Origin of the sequence: Streptomyces sp. NBC_00207 (assembly GCF_045160965.1) — a bacterium.
Taxonomy (GTDB): Bacteria; Actinomycetota; Actinomycetes; order Streptomycetales; family Streptomycetaceae; genus Streptomyces.
Genome location: NZ_CP130715.1, coordinates 5,750,435 through 5,775,792, shown reverse-complemented (window position 1 = coordinate 5,775,792; position 25,358 = coordinate 5,750,435). Strand labels below are relative to the sequence as shown.

Annotated in this window: 22 protein-coding genes and 1 pseudogene; 10 read left to right on the top strand and 13 right to left on the bottom strand. The window is 71.0% G+C overall.

Going from position 1 to position 25,358, the window contains the following annotated elements:
* Window positions 1-163 precede the first annotated feature (163 nt).
* The 6 genes and pseudogenes from OG472_RS27435 to OG472_RS27410 form a co-directional block, all read right to left on the bottom strand.
* A complete protein-coding gene (locus OG472_RS27435; protein ID WP_401607162.1) occupies window positions 164-1,222 on the bottom strand; it encodes a BMP family protein in 1,059 nt (352 codons plus the stop codon).
* 230 nt (window positions 1,223-1,452) lie between these two features.
* Entirely contained in the window at window positions 1,453-2,697 is a 1,245-nt protein-coding gene (locus OG472_RS27430) for an amidohydrolase (protein ID WP_401607865.1), read from the bottom strand.
* Window positions 2,698-2,833: 136 nt separating this feature from the next.
* Window positions 2,834-4,057 carry a hypothetical protein gene (locus tag OG472_RS27425; RefSeq protein WP_405831707.1) on the bottom strand — a complete coding sequence of 408 codons (1,224 nt, stop codon included), beginning with the start codon at window positions 4,055-4,057 and terminating at the stop codon, window positions 2,834-2,836.
* Between the two features lie 48 nt (window positions 4,058-4,105).
* Complete coding sequence (locus OG472_RS27420) at window positions 4,106-5,014, bottom strand: N-acetylneuraminate synthase family protein (RefSeq protein WP_405943212.1); 909 nt, start codon at window positions 5,012-5,014, stop codon at window positions 4,106-4,108.
* Between the two features lie 396 nt (window positions 5,015-5,410).
* Window positions 5,411-5,785 (bottom strand): annotated as a pseudogene (locus OG472_RS27415) (cytidylyltransferase domain-containing protein); the annotation flags it as partial.
* 17 nt (window positions 5,786-5,802) lie between these two features.
* Window positions 5,803-7,227 carry a DUF6716 putative glycosyltransferase gene (locus OG472_RS27410; RefSeq protein WP_405942167.1) on the bottom strand — a complete coding sequence of 475 codons (1,425 nt, stop codon included), beginning with the start codon at window positions 7,225-7,227 and terminating at the stop codon, window positions 5,803-5,805.
* 176 nt (window positions 7,228-7,403) lie between these two features.
* Here OG472_RS27410 and OG472_RS27405 point away from each other — a divergent pair, with 176 nt between their 5' ends.
* Window positions 7,404-8,384, top strand: a complete 981-nt coding sequence (locus tag OG472_RS27405) for a glycosyltransferase family 2 protein (protein WP_405831705.1) — start codon at window positions 7,404-7,406, stop codon at window positions 8,382-8,384.
* The gene (locus OG472_RS27400) at window positions 8,384-9,742 is read left to right on the top strand and encodes a polysialyltransferase family glycosyltransferase (protein WP_405942166.1); all 1,359 of its coding nucleotides are present in this window, start codon (window positions 8,384-8,386) and stop codon (window positions 9,740-9,742) included. The genes OG472_RS27405 and OG472_RS27400 overlap by 1 nt, the downstream gene beginning before the upstream one ends.
* Here the strand turns inward: OG472_RS27400 and leuE are convergent.
* Both leuE and OG472_RS27390 read right to left on the bottom strand, forming a co-directional pair.
* Window positions 9,735-10,385, bottom strand: coding sequence for a leucine efflux protein LeuE (leuE, locus tag OG472_RS27395; protein WP_383565352.1), 651 nt, complete (start codon window positions 10,383-10,385; stop codon window positions 9,735-9,737). The genes OG472_RS27400 and leuE overlap by 8 nt on opposite strands.
* A 61-nt stretch (window positions 10,386-10,446) precedes the next feature.
* Window positions 10,447-12,027: a methylmalonyl-CoA mutase gene (locus tag OG472_RS27390; RefSeq protein ID WP_401607172.1), complete on the bottom strand. Its 1,581-nt coding sequence runs from the start codon at window positions 12,025-12,027 to the stop codon at window positions 10,447-10,449.
* A gap of 179 nt (window positions 12,028-12,206) precedes the next feature.
* Here OG472_RS27390 and OG472_RS27385 point away from each other — a divergent pair, with 179 nt between their 5' ends.
* Complete coding sequence (locus tag OG472_RS27385) at window positions 12,207-13,082, top strand: peptidoglycan-binding protein (RefSeq protein WP_401607173.1); 876 nt, start codon at window positions 12,207-12,209, stop codon at window positions 13,080-13,082.
* Between the two features lie 260 nt (window positions 13,083-13,342).
* Here OG472_RS27385 and OG472_RS27380 read toward each other — a convergent pair whose 3' ends face one another.
* Together OG472_RS27380 and OG472_RS27375 are read right to left on the bottom strand one after the other, a co-directional pair.
* A complete protein-coding gene (locus OG472_RS27380; protein WP_405942165.1) occupies window positions 13,343-14,389 on the bottom strand; it encodes a hypothetical protein in 1,047 nt (348 codons plus the stop codon).
* Window positions 14,389-15,141, bottom strand: coding sequence for an RNA polymerase sigma factor (locus OG472_RS27375; protein ID WP_401607870.1), 753 nt, complete (start codon window positions 15,139-15,141; stop codon window positions 14,389-14,391). Before OG472_RS27375 ends, OG472_RS27380 begins: the two co-directional genes overlap by 1 nt.
* A gap of 340 nt (window positions 15,142-15,481) precedes the next feature.
* Here OG472_RS27375 and OG472_RS27370 point away from each other — a divergent pair, with 340 nt between their 5' ends.
* From OG472_RS27370 to OG472_RS27350, 5 genes are all read left to right on the top strand, one after another.
* Complete coding sequence (locus OG472_RS27370; RefSeq protein ID WP_405942164.1) at window positions 15,482-16,141, top strand: 2-oxo-4-hydroxy-4-carboxy-5-ureidoimidazoline decarboxylase; 660 nt, start codon at window positions 15,482-15,484, stop codon at window positions 16,139-16,141.
* Window positions 16,142-16,293: 152 nt separating this feature from the next.
* Window positions 16,294-16,674, top strand: a complete 381-nt coding sequence (gene sdhC / locus OG472_RS27365) for a succinate dehydrogenase, cytochrome b556 subunit (protein ID WP_383565340.1) — start codon at window positions 16,294-16,296, stop codon at window positions 16,672-16,674.
* A gap of 5 nt (window positions 16,675-16,679) precedes the next feature.
* Window positions 16,680-17,171 carry a succinate dehydrogenase hydrophobic membrane anchor subunit gene (locus OG472_RS27360; protein ID WP_383565338.1) on the top strand — a complete coding sequence of 164 codons (492 nt, stop codon included), beginning with the start codon at window positions 16,680-16,682 and terminating at the stop codon, window positions 17,169-17,171.
* A 23-nt stretch (window positions 17,172-17,194) separates the two neighbouring features.
* Window positions 17,195-18,949, top strand: coding sequence for a succinate dehydrogenase flavoprotein subunit (sdhA, locus tag OG472_RS27355; protein WP_266604148.1), 1,755 nt, complete (start codon window positions 17,195-17,197; stop codon window positions 18,947-18,949).
* A complete protein-coding gene (locus tag OG472_RS27350) occupies window positions 18,949-19,707 on the top strand; it encodes a succinate dehydrogenase iron-sulfur subunit (RefSeq protein ID WP_189733159.1) in 759 nt (252 codons plus the stop codon). The genes sdhA and OG472_RS27350 overlap by 1 nt, the downstream gene beginning before the upstream one ends.
* Window positions 19,708-19,782: 75 nt before the next feature.
* Here OG472_RS27350 and OG472_RS27345 read toward each other — a convergent pair whose 3' ends face one another.
* On the bottom strand, window positions 19,783-22,194 hold the full coding sequence (locus OG472_RS27345) for a DUF4132 domain-containing protein (RefSeq protein ID WP_405942163.1): 2,412 nt from the start codon (window positions 22,192-22,194) through the stop codon (window positions 19,783-19,785).
* Window positions 22,194-22,586 carry a hypothetical protein gene (locus tag OG472_RS27340; protein ID WP_401607182.1) on the bottom strand — a complete coding sequence of 131 codons (393 nt, stop codon included), beginning with the start codon at window positions 22,584-22,586 and terminating at the stop codon, window positions 22,194-22,196. The genes OG472_RS27345 and OG472_RS27340 overlap by 1 nt, the downstream gene beginning before the upstream one ends.
* A gap of 99 nt (window positions 22,587-22,685) precedes the next feature.
* Here OG472_RS27340 and OG472_RS27335 point away from each other — a divergent pair, with 99 nt between their 5' ends.
* Window positions 22,686-23,237: a hypothetical protein gene (locus OG472_RS27335; RefSeq protein ID WP_401607184.1), complete on the top strand. Its 552-nt coding sequence runs from the start codon at window positions 22,686-22,688 to the stop codon at window positions 23,235-23,237.
* A 48-nt stretch (window positions 23,238-23,285) separates the two neighbouring features.
* Here OG472_RS27335 and OG472_RS27330 read toward each other — a convergent pair whose 3' ends face one another.
* Entirely contained in the window at window positions 23,286-24,719 is a 1,434-nt protein-coding gene (locus tag OG472_RS27330) for a family 2B encapsulin nanocompartment shell protein (RefSeq protein WP_405942162.1), read from the bottom strand.
* Between the two features lie 224 nt (window positions 24,720-24,943).
* Between OG472_RS27330 and OG472_RS27325 the strand changes: the two genes are divergently transcribed.
* Entirely contained in the window at window positions 24,944-25,348 is a 405-nt protein-coding gene (locus tag OG472_RS27325) for a hypothetical protein (RefSeq protein WP_401607188.1), read from the top strand.
* Window positions 25,349-25,358 lie beyond the last annotated feature (10 nt).

Genomic DNA, 25,358 nt, shown 5'->3' with positions numbered 1-25,358 from the left:
GTCCACGATGCTTCTACGCGCGTAGCACTGTCGGAAGTGAAAACTCGCGGCCATGGGGCCACTTGGTCACAGAATAGTGATCACAGAACGTGGCTCGGGGCCCGGGAGCGATCGAGACCGCTTCCCGGACCCCGGAGACCAGGACTACATGTCAGAGACGGCCTTACGGCTGGGTCTTGACCTCGATCTTCTTGGCGATGATGTCGGCCTTGGCCTTCTCCACCGCGGCGGTGACGTCGGTCATCGCCTTGTACTTCGGGTTGGAGTCGGCCAGGCCGACGCCGTCCTTGTCCAGGCCGTAGCGGATCTCACCGGTGGTCGGCTTGCCGTCCTGGACCGACTTGATCACGTTGAAGACGGAGTCCTCGACGTCCTTGGTGACCGAGGTCAGGATGGAGTCCTTGTACTTCGCCAGACCCGCCTGGTTGTACTGGTCGGAGTCGACGCCGATGGCCCACTTGCCCTTGGCCGAAGCGGCCTCGATGGCACCGGAACCCGCGAGACCGGCGGCGGCGTAGACGACGTCCGCGCCCGCGTCGATCTGACCCTGCGCAGCGGCCTTGCCGAGGTCGGGCTTGGCGAAACCGTCGAAGTTCGGCGGCTGGGTCAGGTACTGGGAGAGCACCTTGGCGTTCGGGTTGGTGTCCTTGACGCCCTGGGTGAAGCCCGCCTCGAACTTCTTGATCAGCGGAACCTCGACACCGCCGATGAAGCCGACCGTGCCGGTCTTGGACACCTTGGCGGCGGCGACGCCGGCCAGGTAGGAGCCCTGCTCCTCGTTGAAGACGAGGTTGGCGATGTTCGGACCGGTCACCGAGGTGTCGTCGATGATGGCGAAGGTGGTGTCCGGGAACTTCGGCGCGACCTTCTTGATGGCCGGGGCATAGGCGAAACCGACGCCGATGACCGGGTTGTTGCCCTTGCGGGCAAGCTCGGTGAGGCGCTGGACCTTGTCGGCCTCGCCCTCACCGTCGGTGGGCTCCGCCTCGGCGCCCTTGATCTTCAGATCGGTTTCGGCCTTCTTCAGGCCGGCGTAGGCGGCGTCGTTGAACGACTGGTCGCCGCGGCCACCGATGTCGTACGCGATGGCAGCGGACTTCTGACCCGACTCCGAGGGGGAGGAGGAGGCATCAGAGGACTTCTTACCGCCACAGGCGGTGGCCGAGAGGGCCAGCGCCGCGGACGCGATGCCCACGGTGGCGATCCTGGTGATCCGGCGCAAGGGGAGGCTCCTTCAAAACCTGACCGAAGCGCCACGACCGGCGCTGGTTTCGCGGCGATCGTAACGCGCGTAGATGTCAGTTAAAGGCCCGTTCATGAGTCGTTATCGGATCGTCGTGAACCGGACAGTGACCGATTGGTGACTCTTCACGCGCCCAGCCCTTGTGTACCAAGGGCCGGACACGCCCGACGGAAGATCCGTTGATGTTGTAAGGAACTTCGCTCCGGCCGCTACCTGGCGGGCACGGATCGACGTCCGTCCAGCAGTGCGGCGGCGGTGAAGAACTCCACGCCGACCGCGATCGCGTCCTCGTCCACGTCGAAGTCACCGCGGTGCAGATCGCGCTTGGCGGTGTCGCCCGGTGCGCGGACCCCCAGGCGGGCCATGGCGCCCGGGACGTGCTCCAGGTACCAGGAGAAGTCCTCCCCGCCCAGGCTCTGCTCGGTGTCCTCGACCGACTCGGTGCCGCAGCGGGCCGCCATCGCCTCGCGCAGCAATTCGGTGATCACCGGGTCGTTGACCACCGGCGGCACCCCGCGCACGTGGTTGATCTCGAACTTGGCCCCGTGCATGGTCGCGATCTCGTCGATCGCCGCGTGGATCATGTCGGGCGCCTCGTGCCAGGCGTTCAGGTCCAGGCACCGGACGGTTCCGGACAGCTCGGCGTGCATCGGGATGACGTTGCAGGCGTGCCCGGACGCGATCCGGCCCCAGGTGACCGACATGCCCGAGCGGGCGTCCATCCGGCGGGCCAGCAGGGCCGGGGCGTCGACGGCCACCCGGGCGGCGGCCGTCACCAGGTCGGTGGTCAGGTGCGGCCGTGCGGTGTGGCCGCCGGAGCCGGTGAGGGTGACTTCCAGCCGGTCGCAGGCCGAGGTGATGGGGCCGGCCCGCAGCCCGATCCGCCCCGCGTCGACGCGGGGGTCGCAGTGCACGGCGACGATCCGGCCCACGCCGTCCAGCACCCCGGAGTCGATGGCGTCGGTGGCCCCGCCCGGGAGCACCTCCTCGGCGGGCTGGAAGAGCAGCCGTACGGGGCGGGGCAGCAGCCCCTGCCGGTCGAGCTCGGCGAGCACCAGGCCGGCGCCGAGGACGACCGCGGTGTGCACGTCGTGGCCGCAGGCGTGGGCGCGGTCCGGGAAGGTCGAGCGGTACGAGACGTGCGTCTTGGCATCCGGGATGGGCAGGGCGTCGATGTCCGCGCGCAGGGCCAGCATCGGCCGGCCCCCGTCCCAGGTGCCGACGTCACAGATCAGGCCCGTGCCCGACTTCAGCACCCGTGGTCGCAGGCCGGCTTTCTCCAGCCGGGCCTTGATCGCCGCGGTGGTACGGAATTCCTGGTGTCCGAGCTCCGGGTGCATGTGCAAGTCCCGGCGGAAGGCGATCAGTTCGGTACGCAGGTGGTCCGGAAGTGTGCCGGGCAGCTCGGGCCGGTCGGACGCGGCGGGCTGGGCGGTCTGGGACTCGCGGGACATCAACTGGTTCACCCGTTGAAGGGTAGGCCCACGGACGGGTCAACTGGCCGGGGATCCCGAAAAGTTCATGCCGTTAGGGGAAAGAAACACGGCCTCTGGCGCATGACCGGGTGCCCCCGGGGGTAAACTCGCGCGCTCATCCGGCCGTGGGAGCCGCCTGGGCAGGGAGTCTGCGCACATCACGGGCGGTGTCCGTGACGCCGGCGAGGAAACTGCGGGCGCGCGCGGACGCGGACCCGGTGAGCCATGCGGGGTCCACATCGCATACGGCGACGGTCACACCGGTACCGGTCAGGGCGTACGGCAGCGTGTGGACGACCGTGGACGGAAAGCTGACGATCGTCCTGCCGACCGGACCGCGCCGTGCGATCAGCTCCAGCGGCAGGTCCGGGCGCACGATCTCCAGCCCGGTCGCCCGGCTCAGCGCGCGCAGCTTCTCCGGGGACTCGCGGCGGTGCGCGAAGTAGCGGGTGGCGCCGTGCTCCAGGGTGAGGGCGCGCACCGCTTCCAGGTAGCGGGCCGGGTCCACCACGCCGGTCTCCACCAGCGAGGTGCCGACCAGGTCGGTGCCCTTGGTCAGACGGGGCGGGCCGAAGCGGGCGCGGGTCCAGGCGAAGTCGTTGACCCGCAGGGTCATGGCGCCGTGGGCGGTGACGGGCATCGAGCTGAAGACCTCGACGCGGTGGCCGCGGCCCCGGACGGGGGTGAAACGGCGGCGCGCGGTCGCCGACACGGGCGCGTACGCCAGCTCGCGGACCCGGCCGGGCAGTCCCCCGCCGCCGACCCGGTGCCACCGTACGAGGCGTTCGCCGCGCGCGGTCTGGGCGATGAACTCCATGGTGGCGGTGCCGTCGTCGACCACGACGAGCTCCTCGGCGCGCACGAGGGTGAGCAGCAGCTGGACGTAGCGCGAGAAGGGGTCGCCGATGACGACCGTGCGCGCCGCGCGGACGGCGCGCGCCAGCGCGGCCAGCGCCTTCAGCGGCGCGAACCGGCTGCCGCGCGCCTCCTGCCAGCTCACCTCGTACCCCTCGTCCCGCGCCAGCGCGGCCATCCGGCGCAGCTGGCCGCGGGACATGGGGTCGGTGGGCGGCAGGACGACGATCCTCAGGGACGGCCCCGCGCCCGCCGGAGCGGGGCCGGTGCCGGGCCCGGCCTCGCCGCTGCCCTCCGCGCGGCCCCGGTCCGGTCCGGGTTCCGCCCCGCCGGTGCGGGGGCCCCGCTGGCGGGGGACCCCGTCCAGCTGCGGCTGCTGCGGGCCGGGGCCCGCCGGCGCACTGCGCGCGTGCGCCCACTCCAGCACGTTGAGGAGTTGGACCGGACTCTCGACGAACGCCAGGGTGGAGGCGGAGGGGGTCACCACGTACTCCTTGTCAGGGGGCGGAACTCGTACGCGCCGGGCCGGAGGTCAGACGGCTGCCAGCTCGCCCCGGACGCGGCGGAGCTTCTTCATGGGGTCGAGCTCGGACTCGTAGACCCGCTTGACCCCGTCGCCGAGGGCGGTCTCGATGGTGCGGATGTCGCGGACCAGGCGGGTGAGGCCGCCGGGCTCGACGGAGGCGGCCTGGTCGGAGCCCCACATCGCGCGGTCGAGGGTGATGTGCCGTTCGACGAAGGTGGCGCCGAGGGCGACGGCGGCGAGGGTGGTCTGCAGGCCCGTCTCGTGGCCGGAGTAGCCGATCGGGACGTTGGGGTACTCGTCCCGCAGGGTGTTGATAACCCGCAGGTTGAGCTCCTCGGCCTTGGCCGGGTAGGTGGAAGTGGCGTGGCAGAGAAGGATGTTGGCGCTGCCGAGCACCTCGACCGCGTGGCGGATCTGCTGCGGGGTGGACATCCCGGTGGACAGCACGACGGTGCGGCCGGTGGCGCGCAGGGCGCGCAGCAGCTCGTCGTCGGTGAGGGAGGCGGAGGCCACCTTGTGGGCGGGGACGTCGAACTTCTCCAGGAAGGCGACGGCCTCGGTGTCCCACGGGGAGGCGAACCAGTCGATGCCGCGCTTGGCGCAGTGGTCGTCGATGGCGCGGTACTCGTCCTCGCCGAACTCGACCTTGTGGCGGTAGTCGATGTAGGTCATCCGGCCCCAGGGGGTGTCGCGTTCGATGTCCCACTGGTCGCGCGGGGTGCAGATCTCCGGGGTGCGCTTCTGGAACTTCACGGCGTCGCAGCCTGCTTCGGCGGCGGCGTCGATGAGGGCGAAGGCGTTGCCGAGGTCGCCGTTGTGGTTGATGCCGATCTCGCCGACGACGTAGACGGGGCGGCCGGGGCCCGCGGTGCGCGCTCCGAAGCTTCGGAGGCGGGGGTCGGGGGTGGAGGTCATGGCAGGGGGCGTCCTTCGGTGCGGGGGTGTGCGGGGTGTGGGCTGCGGGTCGGGGTGCGGCTCGGGGTGTTGCCCGGTGTGCGGGGGCGGGTGGGGTGCGGGGTGCGGATCGAGCAGGGGCGCCAGGAGGCGGGCGCGTTCCAGGTCGTGCGGGTCGTCGATCTCCAGGACCCGGGAGGGGTCGGTGGCGACGGGCAGGGTGCGGCCGAAGAAGCGGTGGCGGGCGGCGCGGAAGCCGTCGGCGTTCATGGCGTAGGCGGCGCCGGTCTCCAGCAGGTCCTGCGGCCGGTCCTGGCGCCGGGGGCGGTACGCCTGGTCGTGGTTGACCCCGGCGCCGGAGCCGTCGGCTCCGGACCGCCAGAGGAAACCGTGGAAGGGGGCCACGGTCAGGGCCGAGTCGGCCTCCCCGGTGGCGACGGCCACGGCGACCGACTCGACGTCGGAGGCGGTGAGGAAGGGGCTCGTGCACTGGACGAGGAGGACCACGTCCACGGTGACGGAGTGCAGTTCCTCGAAGGCGGCAAGCGCGTGCAGGAGGGCGGCCTCGCTGCTCGCGGTGTCGCCGGAGATCGCGGTCGGACGGGCGATCACGTCGGCGCCGGCGGCGCGGGCGGCCTCGGCGATCGCGTCGGAGTCCGTGGAGACCACCACGTCGGTGACGGTCGGCGCGGAGCGGCAGGCGCGGACGGCGCGGGCGACGAGCGGGGTGCCGGCGACCTCGGCGAGGTTCTTGCCCGGAACTCCCTTGGAGCCGCCGCGGGCCGGGATCACGGCGAGGACGCGGGGGCTCACAGCTCCCCCAGTCTGCGGATCACCGGGGCGACGCGCTGCACGCCGTGCCGGTAGGCACCGCGCGCGGCCTCGCGCAGGTGGGCGCGGAGCCGGCGGCGCAGCCGGGACTCCCCCGCGGTCGGGCGCACCGCGCCGGGCAGCGGGGTGCCGTCGGGGGCGAGGTGGTGCCGGGCGAGGATCCCGGGCAGGTACCGGGGGGCGGTGGTGAGCGTGTAGTACGGGGCGGGGGCGGGCAGCCGGGTCGCGGCCACCAGCCCGGCGACCTTGGCCCGGGCGACGGCGTAGGCGTCGTGCGCCACGCCCGCGGCGGGCCCCGCGGACGAAGGCGCGGCTGCGGCGGACGAACGCGCGGCCTCGGCCGGTTCGGCCGCACCCGGCGCGGCTGCGACCGACGTGCCTGCGACCGGCGCGGCTGCGCCCGGGAGCACGCCCTGGGCCGCCAGCCAGAGCGGATCGCCCTCGGGGAGGAGGCCGGAGTCGAGCTGGTCCCACGAGGCCAGGCAGCCGGAGCCCAGGAAGTGGTGGTTGCCGAGGGCCTCGCGGATGCCGAGGTCGGTGAGGACCGCCGTCGGGATGGAGCGGTGCAGGGATTCCAGGGCGGCGGTGGAGGAGACCGTGACCAGCAGGTCGGTGCCGTCCAGGACCTCGCCCATGTTCCCGTACACCAGGCGGCAGTTGGCGGGCAGTCCGCCCGGGACCTTCTCCGCGAGCCGCTGGTACGGCTGCTCCTCCAGGTGCGTGGTGTGCTCCCCGGGCTTACTGCGCAGCTTGATCAGCACCTCCCGCTCGGGGTGCAGCCGCGCGTGCCCGGCGGCCCGTTCCAGCAGGTAGGCGCGGTCGGCGCGGCTGTCGGGCACGGAGGGCTGGACGGCGAAGACCACCGTGTGGGCCCTGCTGCCGGCCGGCTCGTACGGCGCCCCGCCCAGGAAGGGCAGCGCGGTCTCGGTGACGGCTCCGGCGTCCGCGCCGACCCCCTCGTACACGGCGCGGAAACGCTCCGCGTCGTGGCGGGAGTTGGCGAGGACGAGGTCGGCCCCGTGCCGCAGCAGCAGCCCGTCGGCGAGCTTCTCGTATACGACACCGACGTATCCGGTGACGAGTACGGGGCGCTTCGCCGGGGTCGGCCACAGGGCGCGGGCCCCGTGCAGGACGGCCTGGACGGCCCCTCCGACGAGGGCGAGGACGACCACGTCGTAGCCCTCCCGCCCGATCTCGGCGAGGAACTCCGCACAGGTCACCTCGGTCAGCCGGTCGGCCCGCACCCCCACCTCGCCGAGCTGGCGCGCGGTGGGTGTGGCGCGGCCGCGCAGCAGGTATCCGGTGAGCTGGTGGTCGGGCACGAGACGGCGGGCGGTGAGTGCGCCCCATTTCCATCGCGTATCGGAATCGGCGAGTACGGCGACGCGTTTGCGTTCTGGCACGCGGCAGAAGCTATTCCGCAATTTCGGTGATCGGCCCAACGAACGCACAACAGCGGGTTAACAACGCGTCGACTGAATGCGAAAGCGCACGGGTTAACTCGCCCGCCCCGCGCCGTTCACGTGGAATCCGCATCCGGGCCACAGTGAATGCCGGGCGGCGCCCTAATGTCTCGCGGGTGCCCAAGCTCTCTGTTGTCGTGCCGTTCTACAACGTGCAGACATACGCACCGGATGCCCTGAAGAGTCTCGAACTCAACGCACGGGAGGATTTCGAGTTCCTGCTCGTCGACGACTGCTCGACGGACGGGACGCCCGGCCTGCTGGAGCGGGCGGCGAGCGAGCTGCCCGGGGCGGTGCACCTCAGACACGAGCGCAACGGCGGCCTCGCCACCGCGCGGAACACCGGCCTGGACGCGGCCCGCGGCGAGTACGTCACCTTCCTGGACGGCGACGACTGGCTGGCGCCGGGCCACCTGGCCCGCACGCTGGCCGCCATAGAGGCGCTGAACTGCGATTTCGTCCGCACCGACCATGTCCGGTGCACGGGCAGGTCGCGGAGCGTGCAACGCGTCCCCTACGGCCCGCAGTCGGTCGTCGCCGATCCGCGCACCGCGATCCTGCCCGTCGACCGGGCCACCTCGGTGGACTATCCGTACGCCTGGGCCGGCATGTACCACCGGCGGCTGCTGGAGCGCGGGGTCCTGCACTTCACCGACGGGCTGCGGACGGCGGAGGACCGGCCGTGGATCTGGCGGCTGCACCGGGAGGCGGAGTCCTTCGCCGCGGTGGGTCTGCCCGGGATCTTCTACCGGCGCGGGGTTTCCACGTCGCTGACGCAGACCGGGGACGAACGGCAGCTCGATTTCATCCGCGCATTTGATCAAGTACTGGCGGACGTCGCCGCCGACCGGGAATCCGGTCTGCTGCTCCCGAAAGCCGTCCGAACATATTGCGCGATTATCGCGCACCATTTCGGCTCCATCGAAAGGTTCGAACCGGCCGTGGCCAAGAAACTCCGTGCGATGAGCACCGCCGCGATGGGCCGCATGCCCCGGGACGTACTGGACCAGGTCCTGGACTCGATGGACATCGAACGCTCCACCCTGCTGCGGCGCGTGCGCGGCGGCCGCCGCACCCCGGCGGGAGCGGCCGCCTGATGCCCACCCAGATCTTCCTGGCCTCCACCCTCTACGGTGTGGCCACGCTCGCGGCGGGCATCGACACGGGCTGCTTCCCGCCGGCCGGCCGCCGGATCCTGCTGACCAGCAATCACGCCGTCACCGCCGAGGTGACCCCGGGGGTCGCGGACATGCCGGGCTTCGCCGCCCTGAGCACCCGCTTCGACGAGGTGCTCGACTGGAACCGGGTCATCGAGCCGCAGCACCCGAGCACCTGGGCCCCGCGCGCGGAGGACGTCCCGATCTGGGAGCGGCAGCTGCGCTCCCTGTGGGGCCTCGGCGAGGACCGCGTCGAGCTGATCGTGGAGTCCCTGCAGGTGCCGCCGGCGCAGACCCTGTGCCGGCTCTTCCCGGGCGCCGCGGTCGACGTCTACGCCGACGGGCTGATGAGTTACGGACCCACCCGCTTCCGGCTCGACCCTCAGCTCGGGATGCGGGTGCGGCGGGTGCTCCACCTGGACCTCGTACCGGGGCTGAAGCCTCTGCTGCTGACGGAGTTCGGGGCGCGGCAGGAGCTGGTGCCGACGGAGTCCGTCCTGAAGGTCCTCGCCGAGCTCGCCGAGGCCACCGCGGCCACGGAGGCCACCGCGGGCGCCGCCGGGGCCGAGCCGCCGGCGCTCCTCCTGGGCCAGTACCTCTCGGCGCTCGACCTCATGACCCTGGCCGAGGAGGAGGAGCTCCACGTGTCGATGGTCCGGGGCGCGCACGCCCTGGGCCACGACGAGCTGGTGTTCAAACCGCATCCCGGCGCCCCGGCCGCGTACTGGCGCCGGGCCGAGGAGGAGGCCGGGCGGCTCGGCGCCCGGCTGACCGTGATCGCCGCCCCGATACTGGCCGAAACCCTCTACCAGCGGCTGCGGCCGGCCCTGGTCGTCGGCTGCTTCTCCACCGGCCTGCTGACCGCCGCCACCCTGTACGGGCTCCCGGTGGCCCGGACCGGCACGGAAGCGGTCCTGGCCCGGCTGACCCCGTACCCGAACAGCAACCGGGTCCCGCTGGCCCTGGTGGACGCCCTGCTCCCGGACCTCGCCGACGCGGAGGCGGTGCGCGCCTGGACGCCCCCGACCCCCGAGCAGGTCCGGGGGGAGCCGGCCGCGCTGCTGACCGCCGTCGGGTTCACCATGCAGCCGCAGATCCTGGCCGCGCGCCGGCCGGCGGCCGAGGCCTACCTGGCGCGGCACCTGACCACCCGCACCTGGCGGTACTTCACCCGGCGCCGGCTGACGGCCCTGGGTCTGCCGGGCGGCATCCCGGCGCAGCTCTCGTTCCTGCCGCGCAGCCGCGCGGTGCGCCGGGCCGTACGGCGGCTGAGCCGGCTGCGCCGCGCCGTCAGCTGACGGCGAGCTTGGCCGCGAAGCCGAGGAAGAGCACGCCCGCCGCGGAGGTGGCGCCGGCCGACAGCCGCTTGCGCCGGCGGAACGCCTCCGAGAGCCGGGTGCCGCCGAAGATCAGCAGCGTCAGGTACACGAAGCTGCCGGTCTGCAGCAGAGCGCCGAGGAGCAGGAACGACAGCGCCGGGTAGGCGTAGGACGGGTCCACGAACTGCACGAAGAAGGACATCAGGAAGAGGATGGCCTTCGGGTTGAGGAGGCTGATGAGCAGCGCCCGCCGGTAGGGCCGCTCGTTGTCGCCCGGTTCGGCGGGGGCGGCGGCCGGCGCCTCCTCCCGCTCCCGGCGCGTGCGCCACAGCGCCCAGGCGCCCCGCATCATCCCCACGGCCAGCCAGGCCAGGTACCCGGCGCCGAGGAACTTGACCACGGTGAACACCAGCGGGCTCGCCCGCAGCAGTGCTCCGGCGCCCACGGCGGTGAGCAGCATCAGCACGGCGTCGCCGGTGAACACACCGGCGGCGGCCTTGTATCCGGTCCGCACCCCGCGCCGTGCGGCCACGGAGAGCACGTACAGCGAGTTCGGACCCGGCAGAAGAATGATCAGTACGAGGCCGGCGAGGTACGTCGGCAGATCGGTGACACCCAGCATGTGCAGGAGTGTCCCATGAGGACACACCTGACAGTCCAGTGCCCTCTTTCAATGAGCATGGTCACCATGTGGAATCCGTCGGCTCGTACGTCCCCCACACCTCCCGCAGCGCCCCGCACACCTCCCCCACCGTGGCCCGCGCCCGCAGCGCCTCCTTCATCGGATACAGCACGTTGTCCGTTCCCGCGGCCGCCTCCCGCAGGGCCGCGAGCGCCGCCGAGACCGCCGCCGCGTCCCGCTCCGCCCGCAGCCGCGCCAGCGCCGTGCACTGCCGGGCCTCGATGGCCGGGTCCACGCGCAGCGGCTCGTACGGCTCCTCCCGGTCGAGCGCGAAACGGTTGACGCCGACCACCACCCGCTCCCCGCTCTCGGTCTCCTGCGCGATGCGGTAGGCGTTCCGCTCGATCTCGCCCTTCTGGAAGCCGTTCTCGATCGCGGCCACCGCCCCGCCCTGGTCCTCGACCCGCCGCATCAGCGCGAGCGCCGCCTCCTCCAGCTCGTCCGTCATCCGCTCCACGGCGTACGACCCGGCGAAGGGGTCCACGGTGTGCGGCACGTCCGTCTCGTACGCGAGCACCTGCTGGGTGCGCAGCGCGAGGCGGGCGGACTTCTCCGTCGGCAGCGCGATGGCCTCGTCGAAGGAGTTGGTGTGCAGGGACTGGGTGCCGCCCAGGACGGCGGCGAGCGCCTGCACGGCCACCCGTACGAGATTCAGCTCGGGCTGCTGCGCGGTCAGCTGGACCCCGGCCGTCTGGGTGTGGAAGCGCAGCATCAGCGACTTCGGATCCCGCGCCCCGAACTCCTCGCGCATGACGCGGGCCCAGATCCGCCGGGCCGCGCGGAACTTCGCGACCTCCTCCAGCAGGGTGGTGCGGGAGACGAAGAAGAAGGAGAGCCGGGGCGCGAACTCGTCGACCGCCATCCCGGCGGCCAGGGCCGTACGGACGTAGGCGATGCCGTCGGCGAGGGTGAAGGCCACCTCCTGCGCGGGCGAGGCCCCGGCTTCGGCCATGTGGTAGCCGGAGATGGAGATGGTGTTCCACCTGGGGATCTCGGCCCGGCAGTAGCGGAAGGTGTCGGCCGTCAGCCGGAGCGAGGGCCCGGGCGGGAAGATGTACGTCCCCCGCGCGATGTACTCCTTCAGGACGTCGTTCTGGACCGTGCCCGTCAGCTGCCCGCCCGGGATGCCCTGTTCCTCCGCGACCAGCTGGTAGAGCAGCAGGAGCAGTGCGGCGGGCGCGTTGATGGTCATGGAGGTGGAGACCCGGTCGAGCGGGATCCCGTCGAAGAGCGTCCGCATGTCGTCGACGGAGTCGACGGCGACCCCGACCTTGCCGACCTCGCCGTGCGCGAGCGGGGCGTCGGAGTCGTGCCCCATCTGGGTCGGCAGGTCGAAGGCGACGGAGAGTCCGGTGCCGCCGCCGGCGATGAGCTGCCGGTAGCGGGCGTTGGACTCGGCGGCCGTGCCGAAGCCGGCGTACTGCCGCATGGTCCACGGCCGACCGGTGTACATGTTCGGATAAATCCCCCTGGTGTAGGGGAAATCGCCTGGTTCGCCCAGAACGGCCGCGGGGTCCCACCCCGTCAGGTCGCCGGGCCCGTAGACGGGTTCGATCGGGAGTCCGCTCTCGGTGCGTGCCATGTGACGAAGACCTCCGTGGAGCTACCGGGCCCGGGGCTGGTACAACCTTGCCCGCGCATCGCTTCTTAAGGCGGCGGACGGCTGCTGGTCACAATGGCGCAACATCCCGTGGCCCAGTGCAACTCTCCACGCGCGCCGCGCATCACCTAGATACACGACGTAGAAACCGGGGGACTGCAATGCAGCGCCAGAGATTCATAATCCGCACGATCGGGGTTGCCACCGCCGTCGCGCTCGCCGCGACCGCCTGCGGGCCGCAGAAGTCGGAGTCCGCCGGACCCGCTTCCCCGGCTTCGTCCTCGCCCACGGCGGGCACCTCCCCCGAAGCCTCACCGACCACCGACAACAAGCCCGAGGCCTCGCCGTCGGCCTCCGCGTCGCCCTCCGCCTCGGCTTCCCCATCGGCCTCTCCTTCGCCGTCGGTGAAGCAGATCATGGCCAACGGCGACGACAGCGACCAGGTGCGCGAGCTCCAGGCACGCCTGCGGCAGCTCAAGCTGATGTCGGTGGCGCCGACCGGTTTCTACGGTTCGAAGACCACGGCCGCGGTCAAGTCCTTCCAGTCGAAGAACGCTCTGAACGCCACTGGTTCGGTCGACGACGCCACCTGGAAGAAGATCCAGGGCGCCAGCAAGAAGCCCACCGCCGACGAGCTGCGCCCGCCGACCGTCAACGAGGTCGACGCGCCGGACCCGCGCTGCATGGAGGGCCGGGTCATGTGCATCAGCAAGGAGAGCCGCACCCTCGCCTGGATGATCGACGGCAAGGTCATCTCCACCATGGACGTCCGCTTCGGTTCGGAGAACACCCCGACCCGCGAGGGCGTCTTCAAGGTGGACCGCAAGGAGAAGGAGTGGACGTCCACGCTCTACCACACGGCCATGCCGTACTCGATGTTCTTCAGCGGCGGCCAGGCCGTGCACTACTCGGCCGACTTCGCGGCCCGCGGCTACGCCGGCGCCTCGCACGGCTGTGTGAACGTCCGGGACAAGGGCAAGCTGTCGAGCCTCTTCGGCCAGGTCAACGTCGGCGACAAGGTCGTCGTGTACTGGTGATGCGCGCGGCCCCACGGGCCCACGCGGAAGGCCTTCGACCGGGATCCGGTCGAAGGCCTTGTTGTTGGGGCCGGGGGTCGGCCTCCGGGGTCGAAGTAAAGGGCGCGGGCAGGGCCGGGGGAACGTGCCCCGCCCGCGCCGGTTGCGCAGAGCCCAGGGGTACGGGGGGAACCCCGGCTCATGCGCGGCCGATGACCAGTCGGCTCGATATGTACTGCGCCGCCGGTTCGAAAAGTGTTACAGGCGGGTCAGCACACGTTTCAGAGCCCGGTGCGCAGGCCCGTCGAGCCCCGCGGAGCCGCCGGGGCCAGGGTCGGGGCCTTGAGCACGCCGTCCCCCAGCGGGGTGTCGCTGCGCTTGCCGCCGGAGTCCCGCTCCAGCAGCGACTTGCAGTAGTCCGGGATCCGGGTGAGCCCGTCGGCCAGACGCGAGAGCCGCTCGCGGCGGTCGTCGTCGAGGCGGCCCGACCGGTAGTCCTGGCAGAGGTCCATCGCCTTGATGAGGTTCTCCCGCTCGCGCCGCTCACGGTCCTTGCCGGAGTCCCCGCCGCCGAAGGTGTCCCGGTCCTTGTCGCCCGTGCCGCCCGCGCCGCTCAGATCGCCCCGGTTGTCCCTGCCCGAGCCGCCGGTCACCGAAGTGCCCGCCGAGGTGTCCCCGCCGGTTGCGGTGCCGGGCACCGTAAGCCCGTCCGTGCCCGGCGACTGCGACGGGCCAGGGGTGAGCATCGAATTCGAGCCGTCCGGCAGCGGCGTGGGCCGCAGCTTCGGGATGAGCGTCGGGGCTCCGCTGTCGAGGCCCGGGTCCGCGTTCTCGCCGGCGGTGACGGACATCGCCGGTCCGGGTCCCGCGGTGTCGTGCCGGTCGCGGTCCAGCAGCCCGGCGCCCGCGGCCGCGGCGAGGCCGCCGACGGCGACGCTCGCCAGAGCGGCCGCCAGGCCGAAGCTCACGGTCCGGACGCGCCGGGGTGCGGGGGTGAAGGAGGGGACGAGACGGCCGAGATCGACCACGGGTTCGCCGGATCCGGCCGTCGCGGTCCGCTCCGACCGGTCCGCGGAGCGGCCGACGGCGGTCCGCGCCGTGCGGAAGGCGGCCACGGCCGCGGCCTCGCCGGGCAGTTCCGTTCCCGCGGGCGGCAGCTCTCCGCCGGCGCCCAGTGCTTCCAGGGCGTCGAGGGCGGCGCGCAGCCGGGCGGCCTCGACGCGGGCGCGCGGTTCGGCGCCGGCCGGGCCCACAGGTTCCGCCGGTTCGCCGCGCAGCAGTCTGTCTGCCGCGGCCTGGTCCAGCCACCTGTTGCGCTCGTCGGCCATCACATGTCCTTCTGCGTCCGCCAACGTGAATGCGTCACACCGGTTTGCTCTACGAAGCCCCCGCCTCGGCCCCGCTGTGCGGGTACGGCGTCGAGATCCCTCCCGCCCCCGCCGTCCCACGGCTGGCCACCGGCATTATGGCCGACCGCCGCGGCCGGCTCCGCGCCGGTGCCCGGTTCGGGCCCGAAGCCGCCCTCCGGACCCTCTTCGCCGAGCAGCTCGGCCAGCTTCTTCAGACCCCGGTGCGCCGCAGTCCGTACGGCCCCGGGCCGCTTGCCGAGGGTCTCGGCCGCGCTCTTGGCGTCCAGTCCGACCACGACCCGCAGGACGACGGCCTCGGCCTGGTCCTGCGGCAGCCTCGCGATCAGGGCCATGGTGCGGCCGGTGGAGAGGGACTCCATGGCCGCGCCCGCGGTGTCGCAGTCGGCGGCCCACGCGGTCAGTTCGGTGTCGTCGCCGCCGATGGCGGGACGGCGGCCGCGCATGCGGATGTGGTCGAGGGCCCGGTTGCGGGCGATGCGGGCGGCCCAGCCGCGGAAGCGGTCGGCGTCGCCGGTGAAGGAGTCGAGGTCGCGGGCGATCTGCAGCCAGGCCTCGGAGGTCACGTCCTCGGCATCGCCGTCCCCGACGAGCGTGCGTACGTATCCGAGCAGGCGTGGGTGCACGGCGCGGTACACAGCACGGAACGCGTTCTCGTCGCCGTCCTGTGCCGCGAGCACCGCGGCGGTCAGCTCCGCGTCGTCCCCCAGCAAAGTCCCCAACCCGTTCACTGTCCTGTACGTGTGGCGCAAATCAGCACGTTACGGCTTTCAAGTACCTCACGTCCACGAGTGATACAACGCGCAACCAATCCTGTGCGGAGCGAGGTGTGACACAAAACGCACTCGAGGCGCTGACAGGGATACGGGCTTGTCGCACGAGTCCGTGACGGATGGCGGCCGGGGCCTCTCCTGTGGGGGGTGGCGGCCTCGGTCGCCCTCCCCCTCCCGGGCCACTTCCCGGGCCTGGCTGCGGCGCTCACGTCATCCTTTCGACTCACTTCCGGGTGAAAACCCCTGAGGGGTACGACACACCCTGCCTTGCATCGTTAGCGTGGCGGTACACCCGCGCCGCGCCCCGAGGAGTCCCCCGCTGTCCAGCCACCTTCCGGCACAGGCCCATGGGGGCACCTCCCTGGGGGCCCCTCCCGGACCAAGTCTGGGGGAGAAGTCCGGGAGACGCTCCGATCTTTCCCACGGCTCCGGGCTGGCGCGGTTCAACGCCCTGTCCCCCGAGACCGCCCATGCCGTCCTGCTGCAGTGCTGCGGGAGCCGCCGCTGGGCGCACCGGGTGGCCTCCCACCGCCCCTACCCCGATCCGGGCGCCCTGCTCGCCGCCGCGGACGAGGCCTCGTACGACCTCTCGCAGGCCGACCTGACCGAGGCCCTGGCCGCGGAGAGCTCGGCGGAGCTGGACCACGGCGCGCCGTACGCCGCCCTGCTGGCCCTCGACGCGGCGCACGCGGAGTACGAACGGAAGTTCGGCCACGCCTTCGTGATCTGCCTCGCAGGGCATCCGCCCGAAGAGCAGGCGGACCAGCTGCTGGGGGCGATCCGCCGCAGGATGACGCACGAGGTGGACGAGGAGCGCTCGATCTCCGCGGACGAGCTGCGCCGCGTCGCACAGGCCCGGCTCCGGGATCTGACACGCTGGCTGACCTCGACGGATGGGCCGACTGCCACGGAAATCGGGCTATTCGCCCCTGTGGGATAGTCCGTACGTGCCTGTTTGATCACACCGATGGCCCCCGCGCAAGGGAACCGACAAAGCGTCGCTACGATGTCCGGGGCCGGAGGACCGTACCCGGCCGGGCCCGACCGACAAAGAAGCCGGCTGGCCCCCGCCCCGCTTCCGGAGGGTTTTCCGTGCCGGCTGGAACGTTGTACCGCGGCCGGGAAGGAATGTGGTCCTGGGTGGCTCATCGAGTCACCGGCGTCCTCATTTTCTTCTTCCTGTTCGTACACGTCCTCGACACCGCACTCGTTCGCGTCTCCCCCGAGGCGTACGACGATGTCGTGGCTACCTACAAGACTCCGATCGTCGCGCTGCTGGAGTACGGCCTCGTCGCCGCCATCCTGTTCCACGCGCTCAACGGTCTCCGTGTCATCGCCGTGGACTTCTGGTCCAAGGGCCCCCGCTACCAGAAGCAGATGCTCTGGTCCGTCGTGGGCATCTGGATCGTGCTGATGTTCGGGGCCCTGTACCCCGTACTGGGCCACGCCTACCTTGAACTGTTCGGGAAGTGACACGCATGTCTTCTGACACTTCTTCCGTCGACATGACCAAGGGTGCCGGCGGCGTTGAGGGCGTGTCCCTCTACGACGTCGACAACCCGGCGCCTTACATCGAGGCCCCGCGCAAGCGCACGGGCAAGACCCCGCGCTCGACCCGCGGCAACTTCGAGATGGTCGCGTGGCTCTTCATGCGCCTCTCGGGCATCGTGCTCGTCGTCCTGGTCATCGGCCACCTGCTGATCCAGCTGGTGCTCGACGGCGGCGTCTCCAAGATCGGCTTCGCCTTCGTGGCCGGCCGGTGGGCTTCCCCGTTCTGGCAGGTCTGGGACCTGCTGATGCTGTGGCTGGCCATGCTGCACGGCGCGAACGGTCTGCGTACGGTCATCAACGACTACGCGGAGCGCGCCAACACGCGGCTGTGGCTGAAGGGCCTGCTCTACACCGCCACGGTGTTCACCATCCTTCTGGGCACGCTGGTGATCTTCACCTTCGACCCGAACATCCGCTAGGCAACGGGGCTGAGGCGAAACCAATGAAGATCCACAAGTACGACACCGTCATCGTCGGCGCGGGCGGCGCAGGCATGCGCGCCGCCATCGAGTCGACGAAGCGCAGCCGCACCGCCGTGCTGACGAAGCTCTACCCGACCCGCTCCCACACGGGTGCCGCGCAGGGCGGCATGGCCGCCGCGCTGGCCAACGTGGAAGAGGACAACTGGGAGTGGCACACCTTCGACACGGTCAAGGGCGGTGACTACCTGGTCGACCAGGACGCCGCCGAGATCCTGGCGAAGGAGGCCATCGACGCGGTCCTCGACCTGGAGAAGATGGGCCTGCCGTTCAACCGCACCCCGGACGGCACCATCGACCAGCGCCGCTTCGGCGGCCACTCGCGCAACCACGGCGAGGCCCCGGTCCGCCGGTCCTGCTACGCCGCGGACCGCACCGGTCACATGATCCTCCAGACGCTCTACCAGAACTGCGTCAAGGAGGGCGTGGAGTTCTTCAACGAGTTCTACGTCCTGGACCAGCTCCTGGTCGAGGAGGACGGCGTCAAGAAGTCGGCCGGTGTGGTCGCGTACGAGCTCGCCACCGGCGAGATCCACGTGTTCCAGGCCAAGGCCGTCATCTACGCCTCCGGCGGCACCGGCAAGTTCTTCAAGGTGACCTCCAACGCGCACACCCTCACGGGTGACGGCCAGGCGGCCTGCTACCGCCGCGGCCTGCCGCTGGAGGACATGGAGTTCTTCCAGTTCCACCCGACGGGCATCTGGCGCATGGGCATCCTGCTGACGGAGGGCGCCCGCGGTGAGGGCGGCATCCTCCGCAACAAGGACGGCGAGCGCTTCATGGAGAAGTACGCGCCGGTCATGAAGGACCTCGCGTCCCGTGACGTCGTCTCGCGCTCCATCTACACGGAGATCCGTGAGGGCCGCGGCTGCGGTCCCGCCGGTGACCACGTGTACCTGGACCTGACGCACCTGCCGCCGGAGCAGCTCGACGCGAAGCTTCCGGACATCACCGAGTTCGCGCGCACCTACCTGGGCATCGAGCCGTACACGGACCCGATCCCGATCCAGCCCACCGCGCACTACGCCATGGGCGGCATCCCGACCAACGTCGAGGGTGAGGTCCTGGCGGACAACACCACCGTCGTCCCGGGCCTGTACGCGGCCGGCGAGGTCGCGTGCGTGTCGGTGCACGGCGCGAACCGCCTGGGCACCAACTCGCTGCTGGACATCAACGTCTTCGGCAAGCGCTCCGGCATCGCCGCCGCGAAGTACTCGCAGGAGAACGACTACGTCGAGCTCCCGGAGAACCCGGCGCAGCAGGTCGCCGACCTCGTCGAGCACCTGCGCAACTCCACGGGCAACGAGCGGGTCGCCGAACTGCGCCTGGAGCTCCAGGAGACGATGGACGCGTGCGTGATGGTGTTCCGTACGGAGCAGACCATCAAGACCGCGGTCGAGAAGATCGCGGAACTGCGCGAGCGCTACAAGAACGTGTCCGTCCAGGACAAGGGCAAGCGCTTCAACACGGACCTGCTGGAAGCCATCGAGCTGGGCAACCTGCTCGACCTGGCCGAGGTCATGGCCGTGTCCGCGCTGGCGCGCAAGGAGTCCCGCGGCGGTCACTACCGCGAGGACTACCCGAACCGCGACGACGTCAACTTCATGCGCCACACCATGGCGTACCGCGAGGTCGGCGACGACGGCAAGGACTCCGTCCGGCTGGACTACAAGCCCGTCGTCGTCACCCGCTACCAGCCGATGGAGCGTAAGTACTGATGGCCACCCCCACCCTGGACAAGATGGAGGCGGCAGCCGCCGCCTCGCCGTTCATCACGGTCACCTTCCGGATCCGCCGCTTCAACCCGGAGATCTCGGAGGAGTCGACCTGGCAGGACTTCCAGGTCGAGATCGACCCGAAGGAGCGCGTGCTCGACGGTCTCCACAAGATCAAGTGGGACCTCGACGGCACGCTGACCTTCCGCCGCTCGTGCGCGCACGGCATCTGCGGCTCCGACGCGATGCGGATCAACGGCAAGAACAGGCTCGCCTGCAAGACGCTGATCAAGGACATCAACCCGGAGAAGCCGATCACCGTCGAGGCCATCAAGGGCCTCACGGTGATGAAGGACCTCGTCGTCGACATGGAGCCCTTCTTCCAGGCGTACCGCGACGTCATGCCGTTCCTGGTCACCAAGGGCAACGAGCCGACGCGCGAGCGCCTGCAGTCCGCCGAGGACCGCGAGCGCTTCGACGACACCACCAAGTGCATCCTGTGCGCCGCGTGCACGTCCTCGTGCCCGGTGTTCTGGAACGACGGCCAGTACTTCGGCCCGGCGGCGATCGTCAACGCGCACCGCTTCATCTTCGACTCGCGTGACGAGGCCGGCGAGCAGCGGCTGGAGATCCTGAACGACAAGGACGGCGTGTGGCGCTGCCGCACGACCTTCAACTGCACCGACGCGTGCCCGCGCGGCATCGAGGTCACGAAGGCGATCCAGGAAGTCAAGCGCGCCCTGATCACGCGCCGCTTCTGATTTCCCGGCCCGTGCCCGTACGAGGGCCCCGCACCCGGTTCACCGGGTGCGGGGCCCTCGTCGTTCCCGCTGGGCTCAGCGGCGGAGCTGGCTGAGGATGGTCGGGTCGGTGATCTCCGTGTCCGTCGCGAGCAGCATGGCCTTGCTGAGGATCACGGCCAGCGTCCGGTCCCCCTCGAAGGGCAGGTAGCCGGTGTCGGGGGCGGTGGATGCGCCGGGGACGATGCACAGGTACTGGTCGTTCGGGGTCATCAGGATGTTCCCCGAGCCCAGGTGGATCTTGTACGTGTGCAGTTCGCCCCGCACGTGCAGGAAGCGGCCCTCGACCGTGCAGCGGTCGGCGATGGCCAGGCGCGGCACCAGCCGCTCCAGCAGCGCCCGCCGGGTCTCCGCGCTCTGGTTCAGGTCGCCGAAGCCGTACGAGGTCCAGTAGTCGCGGAAGCGGCCCTGTGGCCCGCCGTCGGACCAGGTCGGGTCGTTTCCGACACTGGCCACGCCGACGAACAGGTCGACGTCGCGCAGTACCTCGCTCAGCACCAGCGCCGGTATCCGCTTGAGCGGCAGCGGGTCGACGCGGCGGCCGCGCCCGGCCTCCGGCCACATCGCGTACCCGCCGCCGTAGGTGCTCGCCCGGTTCTGCGGGGCGTCGATCGGGTAGAAGCGCACCTGGTCGGTCCGCAGCCGCAGGTAGGTCCCGGCGTCGGTGGTGTCGAGCCCGTACTCCTGCCCCTCGCCCTCGATCCAGTACTCGGCCCGCAGCCCCCACTGCGGCAGCTCGCGGGTGGCCGGCGGGGCGGAGTCGTCGACGCAGAGACGGAGCTTGTTGTGCCATCCCCGGACCGCGGCGAGCGAGTTGAACTGGTGCTGGCGCAGGATGTGCGCGGCGAAGCGGTTGGAGTACGTCCGCGTCCTGCGTTCGGCGTCGGTCAGCAGGTAGACCTCGCGGTGGGCCTGCTTGAAGGGCTGGGTCACGGTGTGCCGCTCCAGCCACTCCCGCCAGGCGATCACCTCGGCGGGTACGGTGGCGACCGGGTGCCACAGCTCGACGGTGGTGCCCCCGGTGACGGGGGCTCCGGTGAGGGTGCGCAGCTCGCCGTCCGCGAAGCAGGCGGCCGTCCCGTCCACGGTCCAGATCAGCCGCCGGGCCAGGGTCCCGACCAGCGGGTGGTCGAGGTAGCGCGCACGCCACTGCCCGTACGCCCACGTGCGCCGGGCCAGGAACTGCCGGTCCAGCCGTTCCGCCTGGGCGGACAGGGACTTGTCGATGTCCTTGACCAGGCCCTTGAGCTCTTTGAGCTCCTCGGCGTGGTCCCGGCGGACGGCGGCGGGCGCGGCCTTGACCTGCTTCCCGGTGGCGTTGCTCCAGGCCAGTACGGCCTTGTTCCCGCGCACCTCCAGCAGCGCGGTCGCCTCACCCAGGCGGAACCCGGCCTTGCCCACCTCCGTCAGCCCGTGCGCGGGCACGGCCAGCTCCTCGATCTCCTCGCGGCTCAGGCCGAGGGCGGCGGCCCGCGCCTCCAGCGCCGCGTCGATGAGCTTGAGGGTGCCCTTGTAGGTCACCCGGGTGCCGAGCCTGGCCAGTTCGGCGAGGGCGGCCTCACCGTCCAGCCGGGTCAGGGAGTTGACCGCCGCGTTGGCCACCTTGGGATTGCGCGGCCCGAGCCCGGCGGCCTTGCGCAGCGAGGTCTCCACCAGTACGCCGAGTGCGCGTGCCGTGTCGGGGTGCGGCGGGAGCAGGGGCAGGAGCCAGGCGAGGCCGCGCAGGGCGTTGGCGTTGTACGGGTCGAAGGAGGCGTTGACGTCCGGTTCGTAGGTCTTCCTCCGCAGCTCGAAGGTCCGGGGCCGGCCGACGAGCGCGAGCCAGTCCAGCACGGCCCCGTGCACCGCCCCGGCGCCGAGGCCGTCGACGAGCGCCCGGGCGCCCTTCTCCCACGCGGCGGAGGGCTTGGCGGACTTGGCGGTGACCGCGTGGGCGAGCAGCTTGCGCCAGCGCTCGTCCTCCATCGCCTTCTCCGCCCATTCCTCACCGACGTTGAGCACCGGGTCGGTGAACTGCCCGGCGAACGCCACGAGATCACCGTCGCGGTCCGCGATCAGGGCGGTGCGCCGGAGGGTGGCCACGACGGCGGCGGAGAGCGTGCGCCCGGCGGCCACCTCGGCTTGGCAGAGGGCCTCGTGACGGTCGCCTCCCCAGACCGAGTGGGTCCGGGAGAGCCGGTCGAGCTGCGCGGTCCGCTCCTCGGCGAGGGGAAGACCGTCCAGGCCGTGGCCCACGAGGGCGGTGAGCGTGAGCAGCTTCGACCGCACCGGTTCCACCTCGATCCCGCTCCGGTAGCGGTCGGCGAAGGCCTCGGCCAAGGCGCGCCGCTCCTCTGCCGGAAGCGCCTGGGCCCGGTCCAGCAGCCGCTTCGTCTCGGGGTTGTAGAAGGAGCTGTCGGCGGCCTTGTGGATCAGCCGGCGCGCCATCTCCGTGAAGTCGTGCGTCATCAGCCACCCACCAGCGCGACGAGCTTCAGGAAGGTGACCTCGACGCCGAGCGGGAGGACGACCTCCTCGTCCAGTTCCGTGATCTGACGGTCCCCCACCAGCACCAGGAAGCCGTTGCGCTCGAACGCCCTGAGCGCCAACCCGGTCTGCCTTTCCGGGTCGATGCGGCGCGGCGTGCGCAGCGCGTACCCGTTCAGGGACCGCTCGGCCCCCTCCGGCTGCACCAGCCCCCGGAAGACCTCAAGCGGCCGGGCGTGGTACTCCGCGACCTCCTGGAACACCCTGCGCCGGATCAGTTCGCGCAGCGCGAGCCGCTCTTCGGCGATCTCGAGTCCCCAGCCGTCGCCACGGCCTCCGGCGGTCGTCTCGTCGACGAAAGTCACCATTCCCATACCGCCGACCGTAGGGGCGACCACCGACAACGGGCGGCGCATGCACCGGACCTCTGACCGGCACACGGAGACGGGGGTCGTTGTGGAAGGATCGGCCATATGAGCGAGCAGCAGCCGAACCCGTACGCCAATGACCCGGCCGGCCAGGGCGGTCAGCCCGGCATCCCCGGCCAGGACGACTACAAGTGGGGCCCCGGCGAGGCCAGTTACGGCTACCCCCAGCCCTACCCGGCGGCCCCGGCCTACCAGCCGACCATCGGCGGCGCGGGCCTGCCGGCCCCCGGCTACCCCGCCGCCGCCCCGGCCGGCGGCGCCGGCCTGTCCCTCGGTGACATCACCATCGCCGGGGACCAGATCATCACCCCGTCGGGCCCGATGCCGCTCAAGGGCGCGATGTGGAACGCGACCGACTTCTCGCGCACCGAGGAGAAGATCCCGCCCCACGCGATCGTGCTCGCGATCGTCTTCTTCATCTTCTGCCTGCTCGGCCTCCTCTTCCTCCTGATGAAGGAGAAGACCACCACCGGCTACATCCAGGTCACGGTGACCAGCGGCGGCCGCCACCACTCCACGATGATCCCGGCGGCGAACGCGGGCACCTACCAGTGGGTGATGTCGCAGGTGAACTACGCTCGTTCGCTGAGCTTCTGACGGATCCGACCGGGCGGGGCGGGGCCCCGGCCGGCGGTGGCCCCGCCCTCACGCACGCGGACGGACCTCGACGTTCTCCAGGACGCCGACGGCGTCCGGGACCAGGACGGCCGCCGAGTAGTAGGCGGTGACGAGGTACGAGATGATCGCGCGCTCGTCGATGCCCATGAATCGGACGTTGAGCCCCGGCTCGAACTCGTCCGGCAGGCCGGTCTGGTAGAGGCCGATCACACCTTCGTTGTCCTCGCCCGTGCGCACCGCGATGATCGAGGAGGTGTGCTGTTCGGTGAGCGGGATCTTCCCGCAGGGCAGGATCGGCACCCCTCGCCAGGCGGGGATGTGGTGGCCGTCGACCTCGACGCTGTCGAGACCGATGCCCCGCTTGTTGCACTCCTTGCCGAAGGCGGCGATGGCCTTCGGGTGGGCGAACAGGTACTGGGTGCCGCGCCGCATGGAGAGCAGGTCGTCGAGGTCGTCCGGGGTCGGCGGGCCGCAGTGGGTCTGGATGCGCTGGTCGAAGTCGGCGTTGTGGAGCAGTCCGAACTCCGGGTTGTTGACGAGCTCGTGCTCCTGCCGCTCCCGCAGCTCCTGCACGGTGAGCCGCAGCTGCTGGTGGGTCTGGTTCATCGGCTGGTTGTAGAGGTCGGCGACACGGGTGTGCACCCTCAGCACGGTCTGGGCGACGCTCAGCTCGTACTCGCGCGGCGTGAGCTCGTAGTCGGCGAAGGCGCCGGGCAGTACGTGCTCTCCGTGGTGGCCGGCGCTCATTTCGATGACCTTCTCGCCGGCCCGGTTGGTCCGGAAGCCGTTGCGGCTGCCGTTCAGGCCCGCGACGTGGTCGCGCAGGTGGGCGTACTGGTCGGCGACCGCGCGGTACGCCGTCTCCGGGAGCGCGAGGATGGTGACGGCGGTCGCCGCACGGGCGGTGAACTCCCAGGTGGTGCCCTTGGCGCGGGCCAGGGTGTGGCCGCCGAAGGTGTCGCCGTCGCCGAGGCGGCCGACGACGTTCTCGTCCCCGTACTTGCCCGGGCAGATCTTCTCGACCTTGCCGTGGGCGATGAGGAAGACGTGGTCGGCCTTCTTGCCGGAGTGCACGATGACCTGGCCGGGCTGGTACTCCTTCTGCACGAACTTCTCGGCCAGCGCGCCGAGCGCCAGCGGATCGTCGAAGCCGCGCAGGAGCGGCAGCTCGGTCAGCTCGGCCGGGATGACGTGGACCTTGGAGCCGTTCTTGACGAAGGTGACGCGGCCGTCGCCGAGCGTGTACGAGAGCCGGCGGTTCACCCGGTAGACGCCGCCGGGCGTGTGCACCCAGGGCAGTTTCCGCAGGAGCCAGCGGGAGCTGATGCCCTGCATCTGAGGTTCGGACTTGGTCGTCGTCGCGAGGTTGCGCGCCGCCGCCGTGCTCAGGCTGTGCTGTTCCTGTTCCTGATGCCGCTGCGCCGTTCCGGTCCGGGTGCCCGGTGCTGTCTCGACCGACATGGGCCGCCTCACTTTCGAATGCACGTGATCCAGGGACGGTTACTCTGCGTGGCTATATGTAACGCATGGTGGTTGCGGCTGTCGCCAGACATCTCCACGACCGGGTGAGGCGATTGGGCCGTCCGGCCCAGCCGGAACGCCTCCCCCGTTCGCTTGAACTTGTTCAAAAAAGGGCCTACAGTCAACGACGTAAGCATTTGAACGCGTTCAAGGGGGCTGGGGCTATGGACCTCACCGTGGTCACGTACGTCATCTACCTGCTCATCAGCATCGGGCTCACCGTCTGGGTGGCCCGCACGCTCAGCCGCAACGGCCGCGTCTTCATAGGCGACGTCCTCCAGGGGAACGAGAAGCTCGCCGACGCCGTCAACCAGCTGCTCGTGGTCGGCTTCTACCTCGTGAACATCGGCTTCGTGACCCTCTACCTGAGGTCGAGCGAAGAGGTCGACAGCGCCCGCGGCCTCTTCGAGGCCCTCTCGGTCAAGCTCGGCGTCGTCCTGCTGGTCCTCGGGGTCATGCACCTCGGAAACGTGTGGGTCCTGAACAAGATGCGCCGCCGGGGCATCATGGAGCGCCAGCAGACCCCGCCCGTCCCCCCGCAGGGGTGGACCGCGCCGGCCGGGGCCTGAACCGTGGCCC